Source organism: Microbacterium sp. GW821-FHT01D02, assembly GCF_059422585.1.
Map to the genome: position 1 here is coordinate 432,011 of NZ_JBWKXB010000001.1, position 25,512 is coordinate 457,522.

Annotated in this window: 28 protein-coding genes and 1 tRNA gene; 15 read left to right on the forward strand and 14 right to left on the reverse strand. The window is 69.6% G+C overall.

What is annotated here, in order from left to right; all coding sequences use genetic code 11:
• Positions 1-2: 2 nt before the first annotated feature.
• From AC07VM_RS02035 to AC07VM_RS02055, 5 genes are all read right to left on the reverse strand, one after another.
• Positions 3-878 (reverse strand): ABC transporter permease, encoded by an 876-nt coding sequence (locus tag AC07VM_RS02035; RefSeq protein WP_494909820.1) that lies wholly within the window; start codon positions 876-878, stop codon positions 3-5.
• Positions 875-1,759 carry an ABC transporter permease gene (locus AC07VM_RS02040; RefSeq protein ID WP_267415439.1) on the reverse strand — a complete coding sequence of 295 codons (885 nt, stop codon included), beginning with the start codon at positions 1,757-1,759 and terminating at the stop codon, positions 875-877. Before AC07VM_RS02040 ends, AC07VM_RS02035 begins: the two co-directional genes overlap by 4 nt.
• Complete coding sequence (locus AC07VM_RS02045) at positions 1,752-2,930, reverse strand: polyamine ABC transporter substrate-binding protein (RefSeq protein ID WP_267415440.1); 1,179 nt, start codon at positions 2,928-2,930, stop codon at positions 1,752-1,754. The genes AC07VM_RS02040 and AC07VM_RS02045 overlap by 8 nt, the downstream gene beginning before the upstream one ends.
• Complete coding sequence (locus tag AC07VM_RS02050; protein ID WP_267415441.1) at positions 2,927-4,087, reverse strand: ABC transporter ATP-binding protein; 1,161 nt, start codon at positions 4,085-4,087, stop codon at positions 2,927-2,929. The genes AC07VM_RS02045 and AC07VM_RS02050 overlap by 4 nt, the downstream gene beginning before the upstream one ends.
• 146 nt (positions 4,088-4,233) lie before the next feature.
• Positions 4,234-4,506, reverse strand: a complete 273-nt coding sequence (locus tag AC07VM_RS02055; protein WP_267415442.1) for a metal-sensitive transcriptional regulator — start codon at positions 4,504-4,506, stop codon at positions 4,234-4,236.
• 105 nt (positions 4,507-4,611) lie between these two features.
• Here AC07VM_RS02055 and AC07VM_RS02060 point away from each other — a divergent pair, with 105 nt between their 5' ends.
• Positions 4,612-5,889, forward strand: a complete 1,278-nt coding sequence (locus AC07VM_RS02060) for a DUF445 domain-containing protein (RefSeq protein ID WP_494909821.1) — start codon at positions 4,612-4,614, stop codon at positions 5,887-5,889.
• Between the two features lies 1 nt (position 5,890).
• Positions 5,891-6,820 carry an arginase family protein gene (locus tag AC07VM_RS02065; RefSeq protein ID WP_494909822.1) on the forward strand — a complete coding sequence of 310 codons (930 nt, stop codon included), beginning with the start codon at positions 5,891-5,893 and terminating at the stop codon, positions 6,818-6,820.
• A 73-nt stretch (positions 6,821-6,893) separates the two neighbouring features.
• Here the strand turns inward: AC07VM_RS02065 and AC07VM_RS02070 are convergent.
• From AC07VM_RS02070 to galU, 4 genes are all read right to left on the reverse strand, one after another.
• Positions 6,894-6,966 (reverse strand) — tRNA-Ala (locus tag AC07VM_RS02070).
• 52 nt (positions 6,967-7,018) lie between these two features.
• Positions 7,019-7,864: a hypothetical protein gene (locus tag AC07VM_RS02075; protein ID WP_267415445.1), complete on the reverse strand. Its 846-nt coding sequence runs from the start codon at positions 7,862-7,864 to the stop codon at positions 7,019-7,021.
• Positions 7,865-7,955: 91 nt separating this feature from the next.
• Positions 7,956-8,567: a GNAT family N-acetyltransferase gene (locus tag AC07VM_RS02080; protein WP_416383319.1), complete on the reverse strand. Its 612-nt coding sequence runs from the start codon at positions 8,565-8,567 to the stop codon at positions 7,956-7,958.
• Between the two features lie 42 nt (positions 8,568-8,609).
• Positions 8,610-9,497, reverse strand: coding sequence for a UTP--glucose-1-phosphate uridylyltransferase GalU (galU, locus tag AC07VM_RS02085; RefSeq protein WP_494909823.1), 888 nt, complete (start codon positions 9,495-9,497; stop codon positions 8,610-8,612).
• A 41-nt stretch (positions 9,498-9,538) separates the two neighbouring features.
• Between galU and AC07VM_RS02090 the strand changes: the two genes are divergently transcribed.
• Genes AC07VM_RS02090 through mscL form a run of 3 tightly spaced genes read left to right on the forward strand, consistent with a single transcriptional unit; the run spans position 9,539 to position 10,870 of the window.
• Positions 9,539-10,135 carry a 5-formyltetrahydrofolate cyclo-ligase gene (locus tag AC07VM_RS02090; protein ID WP_494909824.1) on the forward strand — a complete coding sequence of 199 codons (597 nt, stop codon included), beginning with the start codon at positions 9,539-9,541 and terminating at the stop codon, positions 10,133-10,135.
• Between the two features lie 15 nt (positions 10,136-10,150).
• On the forward strand, positions 10,151-10,423 hold the full coding sequence (locus AC07VM_RS02095; RefSeq protein WP_267415449.1) for an FmdB family zinc ribbon protein: 273 nt from the start codon (positions 10,151-10,153) through the stop codon (positions 10,421-10,423).
• A 24-nt stretch (positions 10,424-10,447) separates the two neighbouring features.
• Positions 10,448-10,870 (forward strand): large conductance mechanosensitive channel protein MscL, encoded by a 423-nt coding sequence (gene mscL / locus AC07VM_RS02100; RefSeq protein ID WP_267415450.1) that lies wholly within the window; start codon positions 10,448-10,450, stop codon positions 10,868-10,870.
• 107 nt (positions 10,871-10,977) lie between these two features.
• Here mscL and AC07VM_RS02105 read toward each other — a convergent pair whose 3' ends face one another.
• Both AC07VM_RS02105 and AC07VM_RS02110 read right to left on the reverse strand, forming a co-directional pair.
• Positions 10,978-11,184, reverse strand: a complete 207-nt coding sequence (locus AC07VM_RS02105) for a hypothetical protein (RefSeq protein WP_267415451.1) — start codon at positions 11,182-11,184, stop codon at positions 10,978-10,980.
• On the reverse strand, positions 11,177-14,857 hold the full coding sequence (locus AC07VM_RS02110) for an AAA family ATPase (RefSeq protein WP_494909825.1): 3,681 nt from the start codon (positions 14,855-14,857) through the stop codon (positions 11,177-11,179). Before AC07VM_RS02110 ends, AC07VM_RS02105 begins: the two co-directional genes overlap by 8 nt.
• A gap of 218 nt (positions 14,858-15,075) precedes the next feature.
• On the opposite strand from AC07VM_RS02110, the gene AC07VM_RS02115 reads away from it, so the two are divergent.
• The gene (locus AC07VM_RS02115) at positions 15,076-15,624 is read left to right on the forward strand and encodes a hypothetical protein (RefSeq protein WP_494909826.1); all 549 of its coding nucleotides are present in this window, start codon (positions 15,076-15,078) and stop codon (positions 15,622-15,624) included.
• Between the two features lie 45 nt (positions 15,625-15,669).
• On the opposite strand, the gene AC07VM_RS02120 is transcribed toward AC07VM_RS02115, so the two are convergent.
• Together AC07VM_RS02120 and AC07VM_RS02125 are read right to left on the reverse strand one after the other, a co-directional pair.
• Complete coding sequence (locus tag AC07VM_RS02120; protein ID WP_267415454.1) at positions 15,670-17,304, reverse strand: monocarboxylic acid transporter; 1,635 nt, start codon at positions 17,302-17,304, stop codon at positions 15,670-15,672.
• Entirely contained in the window at positions 17,301-17,648 is a 348-nt protein-coding gene (locus tag AC07VM_RS02125) for a DUF485 domain-containing protein (protein WP_494909827.1), read from the reverse strand. The genes AC07VM_RS02120 and AC07VM_RS02125 overlap by 4 nt, the downstream gene beginning before the upstream one ends.
• 108 nt (positions 17,649-17,756) lie before the next feature.
• Here AC07VM_RS02125 and AC07VM_RS02130 point away from each other — a divergent pair, with 108 nt between their 5' ends.
• Together AC07VM_RS02130 and AC07VM_RS02135 are read left to right on the forward strand one after the other, a co-directional pair.
• On the forward strand, positions 17,757-18,614 hold the full coding sequence (locus AC07VM_RS02130) for a LuxR C-terminal-related transcriptional regulator (protein ID WP_494909828.1): 858 nt from the start codon (positions 17,757-17,759) through the stop codon (positions 18,612-18,614).
• A 76-nt stretch (positions 18,615-18,690) separates the two neighbouring features.
• Positions 18,691-19,035: a histone-like nucleoid-structuring protein Lsr2 gene (locus tag AC07VM_RS02135; RefSeq protein WP_494909829.1), complete on the forward strand. Its 345-nt coding sequence runs from the start codon at positions 18,691-18,693 to the stop codon at positions 19,033-19,035.
• Positions 19,036-19,065: 30 nt separating this feature from the next.
• Here the strand turns inward: AC07VM_RS02135 and AC07VM_RS02140 are convergent, their stop codons facing one another.
• Complete coding sequence (locus tag AC07VM_RS02140) at positions 19,066-19,716, reverse strand: MarR family winged helix-turn-helix transcriptional regulator (RefSeq protein WP_267415458.1); 651 nt, start codon at positions 19,714-19,716, stop codon at positions 19,066-19,068.
• 89 nt (positions 19,717-19,805) lie between these two features.
• Here AC07VM_RS02140 and idi point away from each other — a divergent pair, with 89 nt between their 5' ends.
• The 7 genes from idi to AC07VM_RS02175 are packed head-to-tail and all read left to right on the forward strand — an operon-like array spanning position 19,806 to position 25,482.
• Entirely contained in the window at positions 19,806-20,327 is a 522-nt protein-coding gene (gene idi, locus AC07VM_RS02145; RefSeq protein WP_494909830.1) for an isopentenyl-diphosphate Delta-isomerase, read from the forward strand.
• 3 nt (positions 20,328-20,330) lie between these two features.
• Positions 20,331-21,413 carry a polyprenyl synthetase family protein gene (locus AC07VM_RS02150; RefSeq protein WP_494909831.1) on the forward strand — a complete coding sequence of 361 codons (1,083 nt, stop codon included), beginning with the start codon at positions 20,331-20,333 and terminating at the stop codon, positions 21,411-21,413.
• Positions 21,410-22,318 (forward strand): phytoene/squalene synthase family protein, encoded by a 909-nt coding sequence (locus AC07VM_RS02155; RefSeq protein ID WP_494909832.1) that lies wholly within the window; start codon positions 21,410-21,412, stop codon positions 22,316-22,318. Before AC07VM_RS02150 ends, AC07VM_RS02155 begins: the two co-directional genes overlap by 4 nt.
• The gene (crtI, locus tag AC07VM_RS02160) at positions 22,315-23,904 is read left to right on the forward strand and encodes a phytoene desaturase family protein (protein WP_494909833.1); all 1,590 of its coding nucleotides are present in this window, start codon (positions 22,315-22,317) and stop codon (positions 23,902-23,904) included. Before AC07VM_RS02155 ends, crtI begins: the two co-directional genes overlap by 4 nt.
• Positions 23,904-24,248, forward strand: coding sequence for a lycopene cyclase domain-containing protein (locus tag AC07VM_RS02165; protein ID WP_494909834.1), 345 nt, complete (start codon positions 23,904-23,906; stop codon positions 24,246-24,248). The genes crtI and AC07VM_RS02165 overlap by 1 nt, the downstream gene beginning before the upstream one ends.
• A complete protein-coding gene (locus tag AC07VM_RS02170) occupies positions 24,245-24,592 on the forward strand; it encodes a lycopene cyclase domain-containing protein (protein ID WP_494909835.1) in 348 nt (115 codons plus the stop codon). Before AC07VM_RS02165 ends, AC07VM_RS02170 begins: the two co-directional genes overlap by 4 nt.
• The gene (locus AC07VM_RS02175) at positions 24,589-25,482 is read left to right on the forward strand and encodes a prenyltransferase (protein ID WP_494909836.1); all 894 of its coding nucleotides are present in this window, start codon (positions 24,589-24,591) and stop codon (positions 25,480-25,482) included. Before AC07VM_RS02170 ends, AC07VM_RS02175 begins: the two co-directional genes overlap by 4 nt.
• The last annotated feature ends 30 nt before the right edge of the window (positions 25,483-25,512 follow it).

Below are 25,512 nucleotides of genomic sequence, written 5' to 3' on the forward strand. Positions count from 1 at the left end.
CGTCAGCCTCCCGCCATGGTGCGGGCGATCTCGGTAGCCGAGTCCCCCGCCCTCTTGAGCACGACGGCCACCAGCGCGAGCGCGAGCAGCGTGAGCACGAGCATGATCGTCGACACGGCCGCGATCTCCGGACGCAGTCCGCTGCGGAGCGCGCTGAGCACGTACACCGGCCACGGTGTCGTCCCCGAGACCTGCACGAACGCGGAGACGACCGTGTTGTCGAGGCTCAGCGTGAACGAGAGCAGGAATCCGGCGAGCACGGCGGGCATCGCCAGCGGCAGCGTGACCTTGAGGAAGGTGCGCACGGGCGGGGCGTAGAGGTCGGCGGAGGCCTCCTCCAGGCGGGCGTCGAGTCCGACCAGGCGCGCTCGCACGATGTACGACACGATCGCGATCGAGAACAGCGACTGTCCCACCACGAGACGCATCGTGCCGTCGTTGAAGATGCCGATCCCGGCATCCTGTCCGAGGAAGACCAGCCACGGCAGCAGGGCGACGGCGTCGACGATCTCGGGCGTGACCGACACGAGCAGCAGGAGCCCGAGGAACCACCACACCCACTTGCCGGGGTTGCGTGCCATCGCGATGCCGGCGAGCGTGCCGAGCGCCGTGGCGAGCAGAGCGGCCAGCAGCCCGGTGCGCACCGACACGAGCACGGCGTCGCGGATCGCGGGCTTGTTCACGATCGCGAGGAACGAGTCGAAGCCGAAGTGGTCCCACGACACCAGCAGGCGCCCCACGTTGAACGAGTACACGATGATCACGAGGATCGGCAGGAACAGGAACAGGAAGACGAGTCCCGCCCAGATCGGCAGCAGGAAGCGTCCCGCTCCTCGACGGACGCGCGGTGTCGGCGATGCGATCTTCGTGTCGGTCATGATCCCTCCCCCAGGACGAGGCGGTTGCGTTGTCTCAGCGGCAGCGTCACGAGCCAGAGGAGCCCCGCGGCGACCGCGATCGAGAGCATGATGACGATGATCAGCAGCACGGCCATCGCTGAGCCCAGTGCCCAGTTCTGCGCGGTCTGGAACTGGCTCGCCACGACCTGCCCGATCATGTTGCCCTTCGCGCCACCGAGCACCGTCGCCGTGATGTAGTCGCCCATCAGCGGGATGTAGACGAGGAGCACGCCGGCGATGATGCCGGGCCGGGCCAGCGGCACGGTCACGCGCAGCAAGGTCGTGACGCTGTTCGCTCCGAGGTCCTTACTCGCTTCGCGCAGGGGTCCCGACACGCGGTCGAAAGCCACGAACAGGGGCAGGATCATCAGCGGCAGGTAGTTGTAGACGACACCGAGCAGCACGGCGCCGCGGGAGTAGAGCAGGTCGAGCGGACCGGGGATGATCCCGATGCCCTGCAGCAGCTGCGACAGCCAGCCCTCGGGCGCGAGGATCACCTGCCAGCCGATCGTCCGCACCAGGAAGTTGGTCCAGAACGGCACCATGACGAGCGCGAGCAGCAGTCCGCGCTTCGACGGCGGCGCCTTCACCGCGATCCAGTACGCGACGGGTCCACCGATCACGAGACACAGGAGCGTGCCGAGGATGCCGATCCACAGGGTGTTCAGGAACGTGCTGAAGAAGGTCGGCGAGAGCGCCTCGAGGTACCGGTCGAACGAGAGGTGGTCGAGGGCGTGCGTGGCGAAGATGCTCGGCTTGTAGCCGAAACTGAACACGATCACCATGAAGATCGGGGCGACGAAGAAGATGAGCAGCCAGATCCACGCGGGGATCGCGAGGCCGAACTTGAGCTTAGGCACCGGCGGCCGCCTTCATCGAGTTCCAGATCTCGACGACGCGGTCCTGCGCCTCGGTCAGCTTGCCCTCGTGCATGGTCTGCACCTGTTCCTCGTCGAAGAACACCATGTCCAGTCGCTCCAGTCCCGCGGCCTCCGCCTCGTCGCGGATGCCGCTGATGCCCGTGTCGTAGCCGATGTAGTCGACCTGTGCGAGCTGCACGTCGGGCTGCAGCACGAAGTCGATGAACGCGTGGGCCGCCTCGGGGTGCGGGGCGCCGGCGGCGATCGCCCAGTTGTCCATCCACAGTTCGGTCGCCGGGCTCCCCAGCACCCACTGCCAGCGGTCGGGGTCGTCGGACTCGAAGATGCCGAGCCGCGCATCGCCGTTGTAGGACTGCAGCAGCGCGTGCGAGGCCTGCGGGATCGACGATCCGCCGGGATACGAGTCGAACGCCGAGACGTGCGGTGCGAGATCCTTCACCAGGAACTTCTCGACCGCGTCGAGGTCGGCGGGGTCGGTGGTCGTCCAGTCGATGCCGTTGGCCCAGAAGTAGATCCCGAGCAGCGGGGCCGGGTCGTCGAGCACCGAGGTCGAGCCCGACGCCTCGTTCTGTGCGGCATCGATGAAGTCGTTCCAGGTCGTGAGCTCTCGCGAGATGACCCGCTTGTCGTACACGAACCCGGTCGTCCCCCACGCCTTGCACACCGAGTACTCGTTGCCCGGGTCCCAGGAGCGGCCGCGGAATTCCGGCGCTACGTGTTTCATGTTCGGCAGCAGGTCGAGGTTGAACTTCTGCAGCAGCCCGTTCTCGGCCATCGGCCCGACGAAGACGCCGGTCGGCACCACGATGTCGTACCCCGAGGTCCCGCGCGCCGCGACCAGCTTGGCGATCAGCTCCTCGTTCGAGTTGAAGGCGTCGAGCACGATACGCGGGCCGCTCTCGGCGGTGAACTGCTCGAGCACCTCCGGGGCGTCGTAGTCGCCCCAGCTGTAGATCGAGAGCTTGTCCTCGAGCGGGCCGCCCTTCGCGTGCACCGCGGCCGCGTTCTGGCCGGGCGTGCAGGCGGTCAGCAGGACCGCGCCGCCCGCCATCATCGCCGTGGCGAGGAACCCCCGACGGGTCAGCTCGGTCCGGATCACCCGGGCGGCGCTCCGATGAGCGAGCACGCGGACCGGAGGAGCGCCCGTCACCGGCCACCCTCCTTGGGGAGCGCGATCACGTGCGTGGCGGTGGTCGGGATACCGTCGGCGGCGAAGAGTCGCGCGTCGGCGGGGCTCCACACGCACCGGACGTCGTCGTCGACCTCCACCGCGGGCGCGGTCGGCGCCGGCATCCGCGAGAGGAAGGTGGCGTCCTCCCCGATGCGCACCGCGACCTGCAGGGTCTCGCCGAGGTGCGAGACGCCGAGCACCCGCCCGGGGACCCCCGCACCCTCGCCCTGCTCGAGCCGCACGTACTCGGGACGGATGGCGGCGACGGCCGGCTGGCCCGCCGCGACCCGCTCCCCGCCCCAGCGACCGGAGATCGTCCCAATCGCGGTGTCGACGGCGGTCCCGTCGGCACGCACCGTGCCGTGCACGAAGTTCTGCTGCCCGATGAACGAGGCGACGTAGGCCGACGCGGGTTCCGCATAGATCGCGGCGGGGGCATCGAGCTGCTCGATCCGTCCCGCGCGCATCACGGCGATCCGGTCGCTCATCGACAGCGCCTCGGCCTGATCGTGCGTGACGAACACGAACGTGGTTCCGAGCCGCGCCTGCAGCAGCTTCAGCTCGAGCTGCATCTCCTCGCGCAGCTGGCGGTCCAGGGCCGCGAGCGGTTCGTCGAGCAGGAGCACGCTGGGACGGTTGATGAGGGCCCGCGACAGGGCGATGCGCTGCTGCTGGCCGCCGGAGAGCTGCGTCGGCTTGCGATCGGCGAACGCCCGCAGCTGCACCATGTCGAGTGCCTCGCTCACGCGCTCCCGCTGCTCGGCCTTGGGCACACGCCGCTGCTGCAGCCCGTAGGCGACGTTCTCGGCGACCGTGAGGTGCGGGAAGAGCGCATAGGCCTGGAAGACGGTGTTCACCTCGCGCCGATACGGCGGCAGGTTCAGGACGCTGCGACCCGAGATGCTGATGTCCCCCGCATCCGGATACTCGAAACCCGCGATCATGCGCAGCGTGGTCGTCTTGCCGCAGCCGGACGGCCCGAGGAGCGACAGGAACTCCCCCGGTTGCACGTCCAGGGTCAGATCATCGACGGCGACAGCGGAGCCGTATCGCTTCGTCACGCCGTGGATGCGGACCGCACCGGTGGCTGTGGGTGTGTCGAGCGTCGTCGTCGACGCAGGCAGAGTGCCGGGCATGGAGCCTCCCCATTGAGAATCGCTTGCGGCGAGTCTGGCACAGGATCGGCCCGAGGTATAGCGATATCGGAAGTCTCATCCCCGATTCGCAACGGTTTCCGTTGCGAATCATCGAAGAGGCGACCGATCTGAATGCTCGGCGTCGGCTACTTCGAGTCGAAGTCGAACGCCTTGAGCAGTTCCACGACGGCCTTGTCGCGCTCCTCGCCGCCCTCGTCGAACATGTGGGTGACGTGCGTGCGGAGGTGGTTCTCCAGCAGCAGCCGGTTCAGGGATTCCAGGGAGCGCTGGATGGCACGGGACTGCGTGATGATGTCCATGCAGTACTCCTCGTTCTCGATCATCCGCGCGACGCCGCGCATCTGACCTTCGAGGATGCTGGTGCGGTGCAGTGCCCGCTTCTTGATGTCTTCGATCACCCCTTGAGGCTACTCGTCTCACGGACCCCGCGGCTGTCTGACCCCCGAGACACCGCGCTTCCGGCGCTCTGCGCCACCCGCGCAGCAGCGTGAAAGGATGACGTCATGCCGCGAACACCGATGACGCAGTTCTCGCCGTCCGATCAGGAGCGCCTGCGCGCGCTCCGACGCATGAAGGCCGTCGCGCTCGGCGCTCTGGTGTTCATGGCCGTCGTGTTCGTGATCGCCTTCGCGTTCCAGCAGCGGATCGGCTGGCTGGGCTACGTCCGCGCCGCGGCCGAGGGCGGCATGGTCGGTGCGCTCGCCGACTGGTTCGCGGTGACCGCGCTGTTCCGGCGTCCGCTCGGACTCCCGATCCCGCACACCGCGATCATCCCGAACCGCAAGGACGAGATCGGCCGCACCCTCGGCGAGTTCGTCGAGACGAACTTCCTCGCGGCCGATGTCGTACGCACCAAGCTGTCCAGCACGCAGATCGCCCTCCGCGCCGGCGAGTGGCTGCGAGAGACCCCGCACGCCGAGCGCGTGGGGGCCGAGGGTGCGACGATCGCCACCGCCGTGCTCAACGCGCTGAGCGACGACGACGTGCGCGACCTCATCTCAGACCTCGCGCGCGAGCACCTCGTCGAGCCGGAGTGGGGGCCGCCGGCCGGCGCCTGGCTCGAGAAGATCGTCGAGGCGGATGCGCACCACGGTGCCGTCGACCTCGCCGCCGACAGCATCGCCCGCTGGCTCGATGCGAACGCGGAGTCGTTCAGCGGACTCGTCTCGCGCCGCCTTCCCGGATGGGTGCCGAAACTCGCCCATCGCTTCGTCGACGACACGGTCTACAACGAGGCGGTCAAGTTCGTGCACGCGGTGCAGGCGGATCCCCGCCACCCGGCTCGGCTCGCGGTCGACGGCTACCTCAGCCGTCTCGCCGACAGCCTCCAGAACGATCCGGCCACGCGGGCCAAGCTCGAGAACGCCAAGGCCTCGCTGTTCGACAGCCCGCGCGTCGGCGCGCTGGCCGCGGAGGCGTGGAACACCGCGAAGAACGGACTCCTCACCGCCCTCGCCGACCCCGAGAGCGGGCTGCGTCGTCGCGCGGTGCAGGCGCTGCAGGAGGTCGGCGAGCGCCTGACCACGGATGCCGCGCTGCAGCACCGCGTCGACACCTGGGTGTCGGATGCCGCCGTGTTCCTCGTCGACCGCTACCGGCACGACATCGCGTCGATCATCACCGACACCGTGGAACGCTGGGACCCCGCCGAGACCACCGAGAAGATCGAGCTCATGGTCGGGCGCGACCTGCAGTACATCCGCCTGAACGGCACGTTCGTCGGAGCGCTCGCGGGTCTCGCCATCTTCACCATCGCCCACGCCCTGATCCCCGGAGTCTGACATGACGTCCACCCCTCGACAGCTGAGTCACGACCCGCTCTGGCCCCGCGCCGGATCCTGGCCCGCGTTCGACGGCACGGCGGATGCGGTTCTCCTCGGTGTGCCGACCTGGCGCACGTCGCTCTCGCCGACCGGCGCGCACGCGACCCCGGCGGCCATCCGCGAGGCGCTCCCCCGCTACGGGACGACGCTGATGGGACCGCCGATCGTCGATCTCGACGAGGTGCTCCGCATCGCCGATGCCGGCGACGTCGCCGAACCCGACGGATCCGAGGGCGAGGCCCGGGCGATCTCCCGCGTGCGAGAGCTCTCCGTGGCGGCGAAGCTCGTGATCGCACTCGGCGGCGACAACTCGCTGACCTACCCGGTGGCGCTGGGCGCCCGGGCGACCGGGCTGATCACGTTCGACGCGCACTTCGACCTCCGCGACGGCATCTCCAACGGCACGCCCGTGCGGCGCCTCGTGGAAGACACCCCCGCCGCGTCGTCATCCACCACCGCGGTCGACCCCACACGGATCGTGCAGATCGGCATCGCCGACTTCGCGAACTCGTCCGCCTACGCCCAGCGGGCCGCCGCCTGGGGCATCCGCGTGATCACGCTCGACGAGCTGCGTCGCCGCGGCATCGACGATGTGGCTGCGGAAGCCCTCGAGATCGCCGGAGCCGGATCAGACCCGCGCGTCCACCTCGACATCGACGTCGACGTGTGCGACCGCTCCGTGGCACCGGGCTGCCCCGCGAGTGTGCCGGGCGGCTTGCAGGCCTGGGAGCTGCGGGCGCTCACCCGTGCCGTGGCCGCGGATCCCCGTGTTGTCAGCGCCGACCTCGCCGAGGTCGACGCGGCGGCGGACGCCGACGATGCCCGCACCGTCCGGCTCGCCGCGCTGTGCGTCCTGGAACTGCTTGCCGGACTCGCGTCGCGGCCGTGAGCCGCCGCGCGCTTCGGGTGTCCCGGAGATGACGGAAGCCCCCGGGATCTCTCCCGGGGGCTTCCATGTTCTGTGGACCTAAGGGGATTCGAACCCCTGACCTCCTCGATGCGAACGAGGCGCGCTACCAACTGCGCCATAGGCCCTTGAACGACATCTACGCTATCACGGCGGAGAGGCTGTTCGCGCCGCGAACGGTCATCCGGCGGCCCGACGCGAGAGCAGATCGCGCACGTGCGCCTCGATCTCGGCATCGTCGACGAACCCCATCCGCGCGTAGGGGGAAGATGCAGCGGGCAGCTCCACCGGCGCCTCCGGAGCCATCTGCTCCGCACGCTCCCGCAGGGCTGCCACCCGTGCCGCCTTGCGCCGTTCCTCCTGCGCCTCGATCTGGGCCTGTGCCGCCTGGGCACGCGATCCCGACACCGACACGAGAGGCTCCGGCAGCGGACGAGGTGTCCACGTCGCTCGGCCCTGGTCGTGCAGTTCGGGCGCGACGCGCGGAGCGGCCGGCGCGGCGACGACGTGGGTGGCACGCGCGACGCGGGCGGCGACGGCGGCCATACGCTGCAGGGCGACCCCGGCCACCAGGATCGCGGCTCCGCCGATCCAGAGCAGCGCCGAGCTTCCCGCGGCCAGGAGCTGCCACACGCCGAGACCGGCGATGATGAGCCCGAGCAGCAGGGTGCTGGTCGCCGTCACGCGGACACGTCGCCGTGCGCGTGCCCGACGGATCACCGGGTCGGCTCTGGTCGCGGCGAGTTCCTCGCGGAGCGCCTCAAGTTCTGCGGCCTCCCGCTCGGACTGCACGCGCTTGGCCAATTTCTGCTGAGCGAGCGCCGTGCGGGCGTTCAGCTCGAAGCGCACCTCACCGGGCGTCTCGCTCGTCTCGGCGAGGACGCGAAGCGCCTGATTGAGACGGACAGCGTTGCGCTCCGAAGCGTTGTACTGGAAGCGACCACGCCACGACGGGAGCAGATAGAGCATCCAGAGGAGCACGGCGACGAGCACGATCACTCCTCCGCTCAGCACCGGCCCGTCCATAGTGACCACGCTAAGGGCAGAGAGGGGGCTGCGCCGTGCAGAGCGGCGCGTGTCGCGGCGAGTCTCTGCGGATCCGCAGGGAAGGCGCGTCTCAGAGGGCGATGCGGTCGGACGGCGGGATCGTCGCCGCGTCCGGTGGCACCTGACCGTTGAGCCAGCGCGCCAGGACGCCCTGTGGCACGTCTTCCCTCGTCAACGCGAACGCGTAGTGGTCGCGCCAGTCGCCGTCGATGTGGATGTAACGGCGACGCAACCCCTCGTACCGGAAGCCCAGCTTCTGGACGATGCGCAGGCTCGCCGCGTTCTCGGGACGGATGCAGATCTCCATCCGGTGCAGGCCGTACTCCGTGAAGCACGCGTCCGTGGCCAGGGCGACGGCGGTCGGGGTGATACCTCGCCCTGCGAAGCGCTCGCTCACCCAGTACCCGATCGTGGCCGAGCAGAGGGAGCCGCGCGCGACACCCCACACGTTGAGCTGACCGGCGACCTCACCGTCGTACTCCATGACGAACGGATAGCCCGATCCGTCGCGGTACTGCTGCAGCAGCCGACGGATGCTGAGCCTCATGTCGAAGGACACGGAGCCGTACGGCACCGTCGCCTCCCACGGCTGGAGCCAGGACCTGTTGGCCAGCAGCTCCTGCTGCAGCGGTCGCGCATCCTTCGCTCGGACGAGCCGCAGTTCCACAGGTCCGTGTCGCATTCCCGCCGCCAGATCCATGCCGCACCGACCCCGCAGATTCGCCTAGAGGCGTTCCGCGAACTCCTTGAGCCAGGGCCGCAGCTCGGGCCCGAGGTCTTCGCGGTCCGAGGCGAGCTGCACGATCGCCTTGATGTAGTCGACGCGGTCACCCGTGTCGTAGCGACGACCGCCGAAGATGACACCGACCACGCCGGGGCCGTCGGGGTCGGTCGCGAGCTCCTGGAGGGCGTCCGTCAGCTGGATCTCGCCGCCCTTGCCCGGCTCGGTGCGCTCGAGGATCTCGAACACGGAGGCCGGCAGCACGTAGCGGCCGATGATGGCGAGGTTGGACGGTGCGTCCTCCTGCGCGGGCTTCTCTACGAGCCCGGTCACACGGACCGCATCCTGTCCTTCGATCGGCTCGACCGCGGCCGCACCATACATGTGGATGTTGGCCGGGTCGACCTCCATCAGCGCGATCACGGCGGCGCCGGAGCGCTCGTGCTCGGCGATCATGTCGGTGAGGAGCGGGTCGCGCTCGTCGATCAGGTCGTCGCCGAGGAGCACCGCGAAGGAGCTGTCGCCCACGTGGGTGCGGGCGCGCAGGACCGCGTGCCCGAGTCCCTTCGGCTCGCCCTGACGGACGAAGTGGATGTCGGCGAGGTCGCTCGACTTCATGACGCGCTCGAGCCGACCGGTGTCACCCTTCTCCATCAGCTTCGCCTCGACCTCGGGCACCGAGTCGAAGTGGTTGGAGATCGCGTTCTTGTTCCGACCGATGATGACGAGGATGTCGTCGATGCCCGCGTCGGCCGCCTCTTCGACGACGTACTGGATCGCCGGCTTGTCGACGACGGGGAGCATCTCCTTGGGCATCGCCTTGGTGGCAGGCAGGAATCGCGTCCCCAGTCCTGCCGCGGGAATGACGGCTTTGATCTTGTGGTCGGCCATCCTCCCAGCCTAGTGGTGAGCATCGCCGTAGACTCGGAGCCATGTCGAATGACGTGGAACACGCCAAGCGCGCACTCCGCGCCGAGCTGCGCGAGCGACGTCAGCTCCTCTCCGACTCGCAGCGCGAGACCGCGGCCGCCGCGATCGGCGAACGCCTCGATGCCCTGGTCGACGAGCTCGGCGCCCGCGCGATCTCCTGCTTCCTCTCCACGACGACGGAGCCGGGCACGAGGGAGTTCGTCACCCGGGCCGTGCGCCGCGGCATCCGCGTGCTGCTCCCCGTCACCCGCGCCGACGGGCTCCTCGACTGGGCCGTCGCCACGGACGACGACGAGGTCGCGGAGGGCCTGTTCGGTCTGCCCGAGCCCACCGGCGAGGTGCTCGGTCCGATCGCGGTGAACGACGTGGACCTGATGATCGTCCCCGCCGCCGCGGTCGACCGCACCGGCATGCGCATGGGCTGGGGGCGCGGCTACTTCGACAAGACCATCGGCTCCATGGAGAAGTGCCCGCCCGTGTACGCGGTCATCTATGATTCCGAGGTACTCGACGAACTCCCGCGCGAGGTGCACGACCAGCCGGTGAACGGCGTCGTGACTCCGTCGCAGACTCTCACCCTGTCGCCCCGGCGACGCTGAACCGCAAGGACCCCCATGCCCACCTACGCCTATGCCTGCACATCGTGCGGTCACCAGTTCGACGCCGTGCAGAGCTTCGCCGACGACGCTCTCACCGTGTGCCCCGAGTGCGGCGGAGCGCTGCGGAAGCAGTACGGCTCGATCGGCGTGACCTTCAACGGGTCGGGCTTCTATCGCACGGACTCGCGCGCCAAATCCGGTGGTTCGAAGGATGGTTCGGCATCATCGAAGTCGGATTCGACGACGAGCGCCAAACCGGCCGCTGCGTCGACTCCCGCCTCGAACTGAGGCGCTTATCTGTTGGGGGACCCCATGTTCAAAGGTTTCAAGGACTTCCTGCTGCGCGGAAACGTCATCGATCTGGCGGTCGCCGTCGTCATCGGCACCGCTTTCACCGCGATCGTCACGGCGGTCGTGAACAGCATCATCAACCCGCTCATCTCGCTCTTCCTCAAGGCGGACGCGGCCGGTGAGTTCGGCATCATCCTCACGAACATCTACGGCGAGAAGGTCACGTTCCCGATCGGCGACCTGATCTCGGCGATCATCAGCTTCCTCGCCGTCGCCGCCGTCGTCTACTTCGTCTTCGTGCTGCCCATGAACACGTTCAAGGCCCGCGTCGAGGCACGCAAGGGCACCCCGGCCGAGGAGCCCGAGGAGGAGCCGGCCGCATCGACCGAGTCCGAGCTGCTCATCGAGATCCGCGATCTGCTCAAGGCACAGCGCGGCGCCTGACAGCACCTGACCCCCACAGCGCTGTTCGACGCACGGTTCCCGCCCGAGGGAACCGTGCGTCTTCGCTTTCCGGGCGACGGAATGCTCAGCTCCCGGCGACGGAATGCTCAGTAGTGCGGCGGCACGTCCTGCACGAGACGGTCGTCGTTGGGGCCTTTCGGCCCTTTCACGCCGGTCACGATCCGCGGCTTCTCGTCCGCGGTCGTCTCCGGCTCCGGGTCACTCCCCGGCACCGGCGTCAGGCGCGCGCGACGCGATCCCGCCACCCGCACCACGCGCTGGCGTGGGACTGACGCGTCGGAATCCTCAGTCATGCTCGCGGTCGGCGAGATCGATCGGCTGGGTGTCGTTCTCGACGCGCGGAGCGGTGTCGGAGATGCCGAGCACCGCGGCGATCCGCCGGGCCACCGTCGCCGGGTCGCTGTAGAGGTCGAAGGCGTGCACGCGCACGTAGTGCCAGCCGAGCCGACGGAGCACATGCGGGCGGAGCCGCAGCGTCTCGCGCAGGGACTCCCCGCGCGTCTCCGGGTCGGATTCGATCACGACAGCCTTGCCGCCGTGCTGCGCGACCAGCGGCAGCAGCCCGCGGTAGTCGACGTCGACGGAGGCCCCGAGCCGTCGGAGCTCCCGCGCCAGGGCGAGAGTGAGGGGGTCGGCCAGATCCTCCAGCCGCGCGTCCCGGCTGCGGGCGGCGAGGCCCCCGAGGATGGACATCAGCGTGGCGGCCCCGTGCTCGAGGCGGCCGTCGTCGAAGGAGGAGGGACGGATCGAGGAGACCAGGACCATCGAGCGACGCGCGCGCGTCATGCCGACCGTGAGGAGCCGCTCGCCGTCGGGCGTGGACAGATCCCCGAAGTCGCTCAGCACCCGACCGTGCTTGGTGAGGCCGAACCCGAGCGAGAAGATCACACGGTCACGGCTCTCGGCGACCGACTCCTCGAGCGTGAGGACCGCGAACGGCTCGGCGGTGTCGCGCCCGACGAAGTCCGCGACATCGGAGCGGCCGGCGAACGCGGATGTGACCGCGGCACGGACGCGCTCGGCGTGCCGGGCGCTGGCGGTCACGACCATGAGCGACTCGGCCGGACGGTGCACGGCGTGCTCCACGACCAGGGTGACCACGCGGGCGACCTCGGCGTCCGGGCTCTCGACCGCGCCGGAGATCGGGTCCGGAGTACCGGTGCCGCCCTCCACGTAGTCGACCGTGAGGCTGCCGCGACCGAGGTACGAGCCCGCCCAGGGCAGGGACACGATCTCGCCGCCGTAGAAGGCGTCGTTGATGAGCTCGGCGAGATCCTCCCCGCCGGCGCGATAGCTGCGGGTCAGGGTCATCACGGGCAGGAGCTCGGACAGGCGCTCGAAGACGGAGACGTCGTCGAAGGGCACCTCGGCCTCCCACGACTCCTCCGGATCGACGGCGATGTGGAACGGCGTCGGACGCTGGGTGACCGGATCGCCGAACGCCACGATCTGGCGTGCACGGCGGATCGCCGGCGCGGCCTCGGCGAGATTGATCGCGGCGGCGTCGACCAGGAGGACGGTGTCGAACTCGACCGACTCGGGGATCTCCGGCACCAGGTACGGGGACGAGATCCAGACCGGAGCCAGCACGTCGACGAGCGTGGGCGCCGCACTGACCACCTGCGCGGTGGTCGCCGCGGACTGGGTCAGCGCACGACGGAGATGCTGCGACTGCTGAGGCTCGTCGACGATCGCGATGCGCCACTGGTTCGCGAGCTGCCAGGCCAGCAGTGGACCGGCCATCGCGGCGTGCGCCTCGTCGACCAGCCGGAAGTCGCGCTCGAGGCGATCCACGACGGCCGTGTTGGCGCCGAGGAGCGCGCGGTTGTCCTGCAGCGCGCGCTCGAGGAACGACTGCCACCAGGCGAACTCGAGCTCCTCCCCCACCTGCGACTCGGAGACGTGGCGCACCGAGAGCTCCGCCAGCAGCGGCTCCAGCCCCAGCAGGGCGAGTCGGTCGCGCAGCTGTGCGCGCTCGACGAGGTTCTCGAAGACGTCGGACTTCGCGGCGAGTCCGGCCAGCGTGCGCACCAGGCGCGCCACCGGGAGGGATGCCAGGGGCTCACGGCGTCCCAGCGCGGCGTCGAGCTCGGCGAGCTCGGCCTCGACACGCTGCCAGGCCACGTACACGTCGGCGAGACCCAGCGGGATCTCCGGCGCGACGCCGGCCTCGACGAACCGCTGCCACTGGGTGCGCTGGGTCTGGATCCGCAGCAGCGCCTCGTGCATCTCGGTCACGTGCACGCCCGGACGCACGTACTCCTTCGCCAGGCGACGCAGACGCCGACGGTTCGCGCCCGAGAGCCCCGGGGCGTCGCGACGCGAGCCGTGCGCCTGGATGAGTTCCCCGAGGGGGCGCTCGAACACCGTGGGGCTGAACCGATCGAGGGAGTCGCGGATGCCCTGCAGCAGACGCAGGTACTCGCCGAGCTCGTCGATGGTCGCGAACGGCCGCATGTGCGTCTGCGCGATCAGCTCGTAGCCGCGCTCGAGGAGAGCAGGAACGCTGTCCCCGTGCAGTCGACCGGCCAGCTCGTGGGCTGCGCGGGCCGCCTCGGTGCTGGAGAAGGTCACCCCGTACCAGGGCGAGTCGTTCGGGCCGAACCGGAACTCGCCGAGGCGGGCCGCCTGCGCGAGGGCCGCCGCGGCGTCGGAGCGGTCGGCGGCGAGGCGACGCAGCGCCTCGACCCCGAGTCGTGCGGTCGTGGAAGGGGGCACCGGGAGCGAGGCGAGCCGGGTGAGCTGGCGGGTCGCGTCGAGGACCGAGGCGTCCATGCCGGCCGCCGGGGCGATGAGCGCCTGCCGATAGTCGCGCAGGACCGTGCGCAGGCGCACGAGCGCGTCGTCCACGTCGCTGACCTTGGGCGCCGTGGCCTTCTCGTTGCGGCCGATCGCCCGGACCAGGTCGCGGCGCACACTCGCGGGTGAGATCGCGAGGCTGTCGAGGCCGATGCCCGCGAGCCGGTGTCGCACGCCGTCCAGCGTCGAGCGGCGCGCGGAGACCACGAGCACCCGCTTGCCACCGCGCACCAGTTCGCCGAGCGCATTGATCACGGTCTGCGTCCCGCCGGTGCCGGGGAGCGTGGAGACGGTGAGGGAGTGCCCTGCGGCGATGCGCGCGAGCACGGCTTCCTGCTCGGCATCGGCGTCGAGGAGGAGGTTGTCGGATGCCGGGGCGCGGTCGTCGGGCCCGGTGTGGTGCGGCGTGGCACGAGGAGCGGTCACCCGCTCGCGGTCTCCCACGTGTCCGCCCAGCGCATTGAGGACCACGTGGTCGAGGGTCCCCGCATCGCGGGACATCGCCCCGGACACGTCGGCGAAGGTGGACACGACCAGTCGCGGCTCGACCGAGAACGTGTCGATCGAGCGCGTCATCGCCCGCAGGCTGTCGACCACGGGCTGCGGCTTGAAGATGCCGCCGTCGTAGGCGAGAGCGGCGAGCGCCGCGGCATCGATCGTGAGCCCGAAGTGCTCCCGTGCGATCCGGACGAGTTCGGGATTCACCTCGAAGGCGCCCTGGAGCTTGAGCTCGAAGTCGGAGTGGTGACGACGGATCGCGAGCGGACGCAGCAGCACCGGCGCGGCGAACCCCGCTCCCCCGATGCGCCACCGCGCGACGCCGACGGCGAGGTGGACGGCCTCGATCCCGCGGACCGTGCGGAGCTCGGTGTTCTTGGCGGTGATGCGCTCGGCGGCGAGTCGCGCCGTGCGCAGCCCCACCTCGTCACGGAAGAGGTTCGACAGGAGAGTCGACTTCCCGGTGATGAACTGCGGGAGGCTGCCGGGATGCGCCTTGGAGATGTCGATGCCCGACTCCGGGCTGTCGCGGAAGCTGACCAGGGGCGACGGACCACCGAGATCGGCGGCCTCGGCCCTCAATCTGGTGCGCTCCGCCTCGGCCGCGTGCGCGATCTCGAAGCCCGTCGTGGTCTCGTGCAGATCGCCGATCGACACAGCAGCGTCCACCGCTGTGTCATCCGCCGTCTTGTCTTCACGTCGCCACACAATGACACCCTAGGCGCGTGACCGCGCGAGGCGGGGTATCCCGGGCGGGTTTCCGCCGAATTTCCGCCGTTCGACGGGAGATTCGCACTCCTCCTCCCACGCATGCGGCCGCTCCACGTTCTCCACGAAGCGCAGGATGCGCGGACGCCGGTGTCCTCGCGGACGGTCAGGATGGTGGCATGACCTTCCGCTACGACTTCGCGCCGACGCCGTTCGGCGATGCCCTCGCGGTGTTCTCCGACGAGGGCATCGTGCGATTCGACCTCTCCGAGTCCGAGGACCCGTCAGTCCCCTGGCTCCTCGAGGGCGTCTCCCGGCAGCTTCATGCCGTGCCGGAGCCCGACCCGGGCGCCGCCGATGAGCTCGCGCACCTGCTGTCCGACTACTTCGACGGCCGGCCCGTCCGGTTCGAGGAGCACCTCCGTCTCGACTGGCGACTCGTGGAGGGCTTCCCGCTGACGGCACTGCAGACCATCTGCAGCATCGAGTGGGGCCAGACCATGAGCTACGGGGAGGTCGCCGTGGTCGCGGGGGCATCCCGGTGCGGCGCGCGCGGTCGGCACGGCCTGCCGCCTGACGCCGTTCTCGATCATCGTGCCCGTGCATCGGGTGGTCCGGTCCGACGGCACCCCGGGGCACTACGGCGCGCACCCGGAACGCAAGAGGTTCCTTCTCGATCTCGAGGCCGGCTGACCAGCCCCGACGCACGACGTGGACCCGGCGAGTAGGCCGCCGGGTCCACGCCTCGGGCTGATGATCGGTGCCGGTATCCGTCAGTGCTCGACGGCCTTCTCCGCGCCGAAGCCGGTCAGCGAGCGCACCTCCATCTCCGCGGCGAGCTCCGGAGACTCCTTCCGGGTGCTCGTGATCGTTCCCAGCCAGCCGAGCAGGAAGCCGAGCGGGATGGAGACGATGCCGGGGTTGTTCATCGGCCACACGGCGATGTCGATCCCGGGGATCATCGACGTCGGCGTTCCCGAGAACACGGGCGAGAGCACGATGAGCAGGATCGCCGAGCCGAGACCGCCGTACATGCTCCACACGGCGCCGCGCGTGGTGAACCGGCGCCAGAAGAGCGAGTACAGGATCGTCGGCAGGTTCGCCGAGGCCGCGACGGCGAAGGCCAGCGCGACCAGGAAGGCGATGTTCTGACCCTGTGCGCCGATGCCACCGAGGATCGCCAGGATGCCGATCACGATCACGGTGCGACGCGCGACCCGCACCTCGCCGTTGGGGTCGGCCTCGACCGGGTTGCCCGCCGCGTCCTTGCGCCCCTTCTGGATGACGTTCGCGTAGATGTCATGGGCGAACGAGGCCGCGGCGGTGATGGTCAGCCCGGCGACCACGGCGAGGATCGTCGCGAACGCGACCGCCGAGATGAAGCCGAGAAGCACCGGGCCGCCGAGCCGGAGTGCCAGGAGCGGCGCCGCGGAGTTGACGCCACCGGGCGCGGCCGCGATGACGTCTGCTCCGACCAGCGCGCCGGCCCCGTAGCCGAGGACCAGCGTCAGCAGGTAGAAGCCACCGATCAGCCAGATCGCCCACACCACCGAGCGACGAGCCTCCTTGGCGGTCGGCACGGTGTAGAAGCGCATCAGCACGTGCGGGAGGCCCGCGGTGCCGAGGACGAGCGCCATGCCGAGCGACAGGAAGTCCCAGGGGTTCGCGCCGTACTGCAGTCCCGGGGCGAGGATCGCGTCGCCCTTGTCGGAGTTCGCAACCGCGGCCTCGAGCACCGTGTTCAGACTGAAGCCGTTTATGGCGAGCACCCAGATGGTCATGCCGACCGCTCCGCCGATCAGGAGGAACGCCTTCACGATCTGCACCCAGGTCGTCCCCTTCATGCCGCCGATCAGCACGTACACGATCATCAGCACGCCGACGACGGCGATCACGATCGACTGCCCGACCCGACCGTCGATGCCGAGCAGCAGGGACACGAGCCCGCCGGCGCCGGCCATCTGGGCCAGGAGGTAGAAGAAGCACACCGCCAGGGTCGTGATCGCGGCCGCCATGCGCACCGGACGCTGCTGGAGACGGAACGACAGCACGTCCGCCATCGTGAACTTGCCGGTGTTGCGCATCAGCTCCGCGACGAGCAGCAGCGCCACGAGCCAGGCCACGAGGAAGCCGATCGAGTAGAGGAACCCGTCATACCCGTTGATCGCGATCGCGCCGCAGATGCCGAGGAACGACGCCGCGGAGAGGTAGTCGCCCGCGATCGCGAAGCCGTTCTGCGGTCCCGTGAATGAGCGTCCGGCGGCGTAGTAGTCCGCCGCGGTCTTGTTGTTCCGACTGGCCCGGATCACGATGAACAGCGTCACCGCGACGAAGGCCAGGAAGATCGAGATGTTGAAGACGGGGTTGATCTCCAAGGTGACGTCCGTCGCCGTGCGGATGCCGTTCATGCCTGGGCCTGCGCCTTCTCGAGGTCTTCACGGATCTCGGTCGCCAACGGGTCGAGCTTGCGATTCGCGAAGGAGACGTACGCCATCGTGATGCCGAACGTCGTGACGAACTGTCCGAGACCGAGGAGCAGTCCGACGGTGATATCCCCCCACACGCGCTGCGCCATGAATTCCGTCGCGAATGCGGCGAGGAGCACATAGACGAAATACCACACGAGGAAGAAAGCGGCGAGAGGGAAGATGAACGATCTCTGCGTCCGTTTCAACCGGAGGAATGTCGGGGACTGCTCGACGGCGATGTAGTCGATCGCGCCGTTCTGTTCTGCGTGCGTCTGGTCGCTCATGGGGCCTCCTTGCCACATGTCCGGTCCTCGCACGAGGACACCGTGCGAGTGGTAGGGTCGACGCTACGAAACGGGGAACGACGTCGTCACCCCCGGAAGTAGGTACTCGTGAGCTCACCGCTCTCCCTCGAACCAGAGGCGGAACTCGTCGCCAACGCGGTGCGCGAGCTCGCCAGGCGTACACGCTTCCCGGTCGCGTTCGGCGGCCTGATCGAAGAGGGCGTGGTCAGCGTCACGAGCATCGTCGGCGCACGCACCCGATCGCTGGACGGACTGCGCGTACGCCCCGAGCGCGGCCTCGGCGGGCGGGCGATGATGGAGCTGCGCCCGCGGATGACGAGCGACTACGGCTCCTCCCAGCAGATCACCCACGACTACGACGTGTTCGTGCTCGGCGAGGGACTGCGCACCCTCCTCGCCCTCCCCATCATCGTGCAGGGACGATCCCGCGGAGTCCTCTACGCCGGCGGATGGGACGAGGAGCAGGTGGGCGGCGTGACCACGGCGCCCGCCATGCAGGTGGCGCAGTCGGTCGCGGACGAGCTGCGCATCCGTGACGAGGTGCAGCGACGCCTGCAGACGAGCGTCGCCGGGACCGAGGTCGTCGCACCTCCGCAGCGCGAGGAGCTCCGCGAGAGCTTCGCCGAGCTGCGGAGCATCGCCGCCTCGGTCGACGACGCCGACATCCGCGCCCGGATCGCGCAGGTCGAGCGACGCCTCGTGGCGCTCGCGGGGGAGGCGGCACCGGTCACCACGGGAACGGTGCCGACGATCCACCTGTCCCCCCGCGAGACCGACGTGCTCGCGTGCGCCGCGCTGGGCTCGACGAATGCGGAGATCGCCTCGCAGCTGGGACTGCGCGAGGGCACGGTCAAGGCCTATCTCGGCACCGCGATGTCGAAACTCGACGCCTCCACCCGCCATGCCGCGGTGACCCGAGCACGACGCGCGGGGCTCCTCCCCTGACGACCGAGGAAATGAATTGTGACAATGCACAATTCTCGCCTTGTTGCATTTCTTCTCGGGAGGTAAAGTCGCACGCATGGCGAGACGAATTGTGCATCAGCTGGTCGACGACATCGATGGCAGTGTCCTGGAGGTCGGCGACGGCGAGACAGTGCATTTCTCTCTCAATGGCGCTTCCTACGAGATCGACCTGAACGCGGACCACGCCGAGGAATTGCGAAAGGCGCTGGAGCCCTATATCGCCGCCGGACGGCGTGCCGGTTCTTCCAGCGCCCCGCGCACCTCCGCGCCCCGTAAGCGGCAGGCACGCAACCCGGAGGTCGCGGCCATCCGGGCGTGGGCGAACGACAACGGCTACACGCTCTCGGAGCGCGGGCGCATTCCCGCTCCCATCCTCGACGCGTACCACGCCGCTCACTGATCTCCGTCCGAGAGGCGGATCAGCGGAAGACTATTCGGTCGTCTCCTGCAGCCAGGATTCGTCGCGCAGAGTGATCTCATCGGTCATGTCCGCGAGGAATCGGATCACGACATCGCGCTCGGCGGGCGTCAGACGCGCCGCGGAATAGAAACGCTTGGCCTGCTGCCGGCCGACCGTCTCCATCGCCGCCCGCCGGGTCTCCGGAGTGATGGTGATGTGGAGCGCTCGGCGATCCGTCGGATGCGGTGCCCGCTTGATGTGCCCTCCGTGCTCCAGGCGGTCGAGGAGCTTGGTGGTCGCGGCCGTCGAGACACCGAGGTGATGCGCGATCCCACCCGGCGTGGCCACGAGATTCCTGTTCGCGCACACGATCAGATAGTGCAGCGCCCGCATGTCGGTCTCGTTGAGGCGCATGTAGCGACGCGACGCCTGTGAGAGCACCTGCTCGGCTTCACGGAGGCTCGCCAGCGACTCCATGAGCCGTGCGATCTGCTTCAGATCCTCGGGAGGAACGCCGGTCCGGTCGATCAGCGTGCTGCGCGGATCGCTGGCTTCCACGTCGTAGATCGCCGCGTGGCTCAGACCGTCGGGAGCCTCGTTCGCGCGGCTCACGGCGCCCGCCTGCGGCGACGGCGAATCCTGCGCGCCGATCCGCGGGGTGGTGCCGGGCTCCGTGTCCATGCGATCATGTTACACACCAACAGTTTCATGCTAAGTTGATTACTCACCAAGTTAGCTACATTCGAGAGGCTCAAGGTCAGGGAGATGCCATGGACGACGTGACCCTCCTCGCCGAAGACGGGACCGCCGTCGGCACGCTGCCGAAGAGCGAGGTCCACACCACCGACACTCCCCTGCATCTGGCCTTCTCCTGCTACGTCCTCGACACCGAGGGACGCCTGCTGATGACCCGCCGCGCGCTGTCCAAGCGGACCTGGCCCGGGGTCTGGACGAACAGCTTCTGCGGACACCCGCGACCGGACGAGGCGATGACGGACGCGGTGCGTCGACACGGCCTCGCCGAGCTCGGTCTGGGCCTCTCCGACATCCGACTCGCCCTCCCGGACTATCGGTACCGCGCCGTCGACGCGAGCGGCATCGTCGAGAACGAGATCTGCCCGGTGCACGTCGCGGTCATCGAGGGCACGCCCTCCGCCAACCCGGCCGAGGTCGCGGAATGGACCTGGGTCGAGGCGCCCGCCGTGCTCGAAGCCGTCACACACGCTCCGTTCGCTTTCAGCCCCTGGCTCGTCGAGCAGCTGCCCCTGCTGCGCCGCCTCGGTGAGGTCTGACGCATGAGTGCGACGGCGACGGAGGAGACGCTCGGGACGCGGATCGGAGAGGCGCTGCGACACCGCCTCTCCGAGCGCCGCGCTGCGGCCGAGCAGTACGGCAGTGAATTCGTCGACCTCTGGGAGACGGCGGCGGAGCACGTCCTCGGTGGCAAGCTCATCCGCCCCCGCCTGCTCATGGACCTGTTGCACGCGCTGGCGCCCGGTCCGCTCTCGGAGGACGAGACGCAGCGCGCGATCGATGTGGCCGCCCATGTCGAGCTGCTCCACTTCGCCTTCCTCCTGCACGACGACGTGATCGACGGAGACCTGATCCGACGTCGGCGACCGAACCTGATCGGCACGCTCGCGGCCGGGCGTCCGGAAGAGTCCGGCGAGCCCGCCCTGCATTGGGCGCGCTCGAGTGCGATCCTCCTCGGAGACCTCCTGCTGTCGTCCGCGGTGCTCGGGTTCGCGCGCGCCGACGTGGCGCCGGAGGCCCGTGAGCGGCTGCTCTCCCTGCTGGAGCAGACGATCTTCGAGACGGTCGCCGGGGAGCACGCCGACGTGGCCCTGAGCGACGGGGTGATCGCCCCCGACCTGCGCACCATTCTGTCGACGAGCGCCTACAAGACGGCGACCTACTCCTTCGTCCTTCCCCTGCGCGCCGCAGCGGTGCTGGCCGGATCCTCGCCCTCCGCCGAAGAGCAGCTCACGGCGATCGGCCACCGGCTCGGTCTCGCGTATCAGCTGCAGGACGACCTGCTCTCGGTGTTCGGCGACCCGGAGGAGCACGGGAAGGACGCCTTCTCCGACCTGCGCGAGGGCAAGGAGACGGCGATCATCGCGTATGCGCGCCTGACGAGCCACTGGGACAGCATCGAGCTGCACTTCGGGCGGTCCGACCTCGATCTCGCCGACGGCGCCTACACCCGCGATCGTCTGCGCGAGTGCGGTGCGGAGGCATTCGTGCAGGGCCTCGTGCGCGAGCACCTCGACGCCGTGTCGAGCGCCCTCTCCCGCGCGGAGTCTGCCGGCACGCTCTCGACCGCCGCCGGACGCACGGTTCGCGGCCTGGCCTCCCGCGTCGAGGGTCGACGCCGATGACCGCGAACCCCGCCCAGCCGGGCGACGACACCGCGCTGCGCCGCTTCAACCGCACCGCCGAGATCGCGACCACCGACGTCATCCGCACCTACTCGACGTCGTTCGGCCTCGCGACGCGCCTTCTCGGGCAGCGGCACCGTCAGCACGTCCGCAACATCTACGCCATGGTGCGCATCGCCGACGAGATCGTGGACGGGGTGGCGGCGGAGGCCGGACTCGACGCCACCGCGCAGTCGGCCGCCCTGGACTCGTACGTCGCCGAGACGCACCGCTCGATGCGCAGCGGATACAGCAGCGACCTGATCCTGCATGCCTTCGCGCGGACCGCGCGCGAGTGCGGGATCGGCGAGGACCTCACCCGGCCCTTCTTCGACTCCATGCGGGCCGACATCGCCCGGGACTCCGGATTCGCCGCATACGACGCGGACGCCCACGCGGCCTACGTCTACGGCTCCGCGGAGGTCGTGGGGCTGATGTGTCTGCAGGTGTTCCTGCGGGACGCCGACCGCACTCCCTCCGAGCTCGACACGCTGCACCGCGGGGCTCGGCAGCTCGGCGCCGCGTTCCAGAACGTGAACTTCCTGCGCGATCTCGCCGACGACACGGATCGGCTGCGGCGCGGATACCTCGGTGGCACCGAGCGCCTGACCGACGCCGACCGCGACGCCTGGGTCGACACGATCGACCGACAGCTCGCCGACGCCCGGGCCGCGATCCCCCTGCTGCCGAAGGACTCCCGGGCGGCCGTCCGCAGCGCCCTCGCGCTGTTCGCGGCGCTCACCCGACGCGTCGCGAAGACACCCGCCGACCAGCTGTACCAGCGCCGCGTGCGGGTCCCCGATCCGATCAAGGCCGTGCTCGCCGCTCGATCGGTCCTGACCACGGCGATGGAACGCGACCGATGAGCCGGGTCGTGGTCATCGGCGCGGGTGTCGCCGGGCTCGCGACGGCCGGCCTGCTCGCGCGGGACGGGCACGAAGTGGTCGTCCTCGAGAAGAACGATCGCGTCGGCGGGCGCGCCGGGACGATCGAGCGCGAGGGATTCCGCTTCGATTCCGGACCCTCGTGGTACCTCATGCCCGAGGTCTTCGACCACTTCTTCGCCATGATGGGCACCACCACCGAGGAGCAGCTCGACCTCCGTCTGCTCGACCCCGGCTACCGGGTCTTCCGCTCCCCCGGGTCTGCGGAAGCCGTGACCGTGCCCGCCGGTCGCGCCGCGGTCGGTGGACTGTTCGAGTCGCTGGAGCCCGGATCTTCGCGGGCACTCTCCGCCTACCTCGACTCCGCGCACCATGCCGGAGCGATGGCGCAGAAGTACTTCCTCTACAACCCGTTCACCCGGATGCGGTCGCTGGCCGTCCCGGAGGTGCTGCGCGCGCTCCCCCGCCTGTTCACGCTGCTCGGCACGCGGCTGCAGTCCTTCGCCGCACGCCGCTTCCGCCACCCGATCGTGCGTCAGATCCTCGGCTATCCGGCGGTGTTCCTCGGCACCGATCCGCGGAGCGCCCCCGCGATGTACCACCTGATGAGCGCTCTCGACCTCGATCAGGGCGTCAGCTATCCCCAGGGCGGCTTCTGGCGCGTGGTCGAGCGGATCGAAGCCCTCGCCCTCGAGGCGGGCGTCCGGATCGTGACCGGAGCGGATGTCACCGGCATCCGGACCCGGGATCACGACGGCGCCACGCATGCGACCGGGGTCGCCTGGGTCGATGCGTCGGGGGACGCGCACGTCGAGGAGGCCGACATCCTCGTGTCCGCGGCGGATCTGCACCACACCGAGACCGCGCTGCTGCCGCGCTCCCTGCAGACCTACCCGGAGTCGTGGTGGGCGCGCCGAACCAGTGGACCGGGCGGGGTGCTGGTGATGCTGGGCGTGCGCGGCGCCCTGCTCGAGCTGCCGCACCACTCGCTGTTCTTCACCGACGACTGGGACGCGAACTTCGACGCCATCTTCGGCCCCGATCCGTCCGTGCCCACCCCGGCATCGACCTACGTGTGCCGGCCGAGCGCCACGGATCCGGACGTCGCTCCCGCGGACCACGAGAACCTCTTCGTGCTGGTGCCCGTCCCCGCGGACGTGGACCTCGGGCACGGCGGATCCGACGGCGGAGGCTCGCCGGAGGTCGAACGCGCGGCCGATGCCGCGATCGACCAGATCGCCGCTTGGGCGGACATCCCCGACCTCCGCGAGCGCATCGTCGTCCGCGAGACGAAGGGTCCGGCGGACTTCCGCGACGACTACCGCTCGTGGCGGGGCGGGATGCTGGGCCCCGCGCACATCCTGTCGCAGAGCGCCATGTTCCGGGCCCAGAACGCGTCCCGTCGCGTGCGCGGCCTCTTCTACGCGGGCGCCACGACGGCGCCGGGCGTGGGAGTGCCGATGTGCCTGATCAGTGCGGAGATCGTGCTCAAGCGGATCCGCGGCGATCACTCCCCCGGGCCGCTCGCCGTCCCCGAGCCGTCCGCCGTCGGGACGGAGCGTCCGTGATGGGCGCGGTGTACCTGACCGCCCTGCTGATCTCGCTGGGGTGCATGCTGCTGCTGGACTGGCGGTTCCGGCTGTTCTTCTGGCGGGACGCGGTCTCGGCGTCGGTCGTGACGGCCGTCGGGTTCGTGTTCTTCCTCCTCTGGGACGTGGCCGGCATCGCCAACGGCATCTTCCTCCGAGGCGACGCGGCCATCGCGACGGGTGTGGTGCTGGCCCCCGAGCTGCCGATCGAGGAACCCGTGTTCCTGCTCTTCCTCGTGGTCTGCACGATGGTGATCTACACCGGCTCCGCACGCCTCCTGACCCATCGACGCAAGCGGCGTACCGAAGGCGGTCGCTCATGACCTACCTCCAGCTGGCCATCCTGTTCCTGCTCGCCGCCACGATCGGCGGCGTCGCGCTGGCTCTCGCCTCGCGCCGCCGCGGCCCCCTGCCCGCGGCGGTGGTGACGACCGTGGTGCTGCTCTTCCTGCTCACCGCCGTCTTCGACACCGTGATGATCGCGAGCGGCCTGTTCCACTACGCGCAGGATCCGCTGCTCGGGTTGCACATCGGGCTGGCGCCGCTCGAGGACTTCGCCTATCCGCTGGCGGGCGCGCTGCTCCTGCCGGCACTCTGGACGGCGCTGCGCGCCCGGCGGCGAGCGCGCGAGGACGGGACGAACCCCGACGACGGAGGACGCGGATGAGCGCCGACCCCACGCCGTCGCACACGTTCGGGCGCGACTTCGCGCAGATCGTGCTCTCGTCGCGGCCGATCAGCTGGATCAACACGGCGTTCCCCTTCGCGGCGGCCTACTTCCTCAGCACCCGCGAGATCGACCTCACACTGGTGATCGGCACCCTGTACTTCCTGATCCCCTACAACCTCGCGATGTACGGGATCAACGACGTCTTCGACTACGCCTCCGATCTGGCCAACCCGCGCAAGGGCGGCATCGAGGGTGCGCTGCTTTCTCCCCGCATCCACCGCGCGACCCTGTGGGCGGCGGCGGCGACCAACGTCCCGTTCCTGGTCTACCTCGTGATCGTGGGGAACCCGGCGTCCTGGTTCTGGCTGGCGGTCAGCGTGTTCGCGGTGATCGCCTACTCCGCTCCCCTGCTGCGGTTCAAGGAGCGGCCGTTCCTGGACTCGCTGACCTCGAGCACGCATTTCGTCAGCCCCGCCGTCGTCGGGCTCGCCCTCGCGGGCGCACAGGTCGGCGCGGCGACGGTCATCACGCTCGGCGCGTTCTTCCTCTGGGGCATGGCGGCGCACGCGTTCGGCGCCGTGCAGGACATCGGTCCCGACCGGGAGGCGGGCATCTCCTCGATCGCGACCGTCATCGGCGCGCGGGCGACGGTGCGGCTGTCCCTCTCGCTCTGGGCGATCGCGGGAGCGGCGATGCTCCTGACGCCGTGGCCCGGTCCCCTCGCCGCGGTCCTCGCCGTCCCCTACATCGTGAACGCGGCACCGTGGTGGAACGTCACCGATGAGACCTCCGCATCCACGAATCGCGCCTGGCGACGCTTCATCGCCCTCAACTACTTCGCCGGATTCCTCGCGACGATGATCCTCATCCTCGCGTGGGTCTCCTGACTCCCCGACACCCGACCCCGTCCTCGAAAG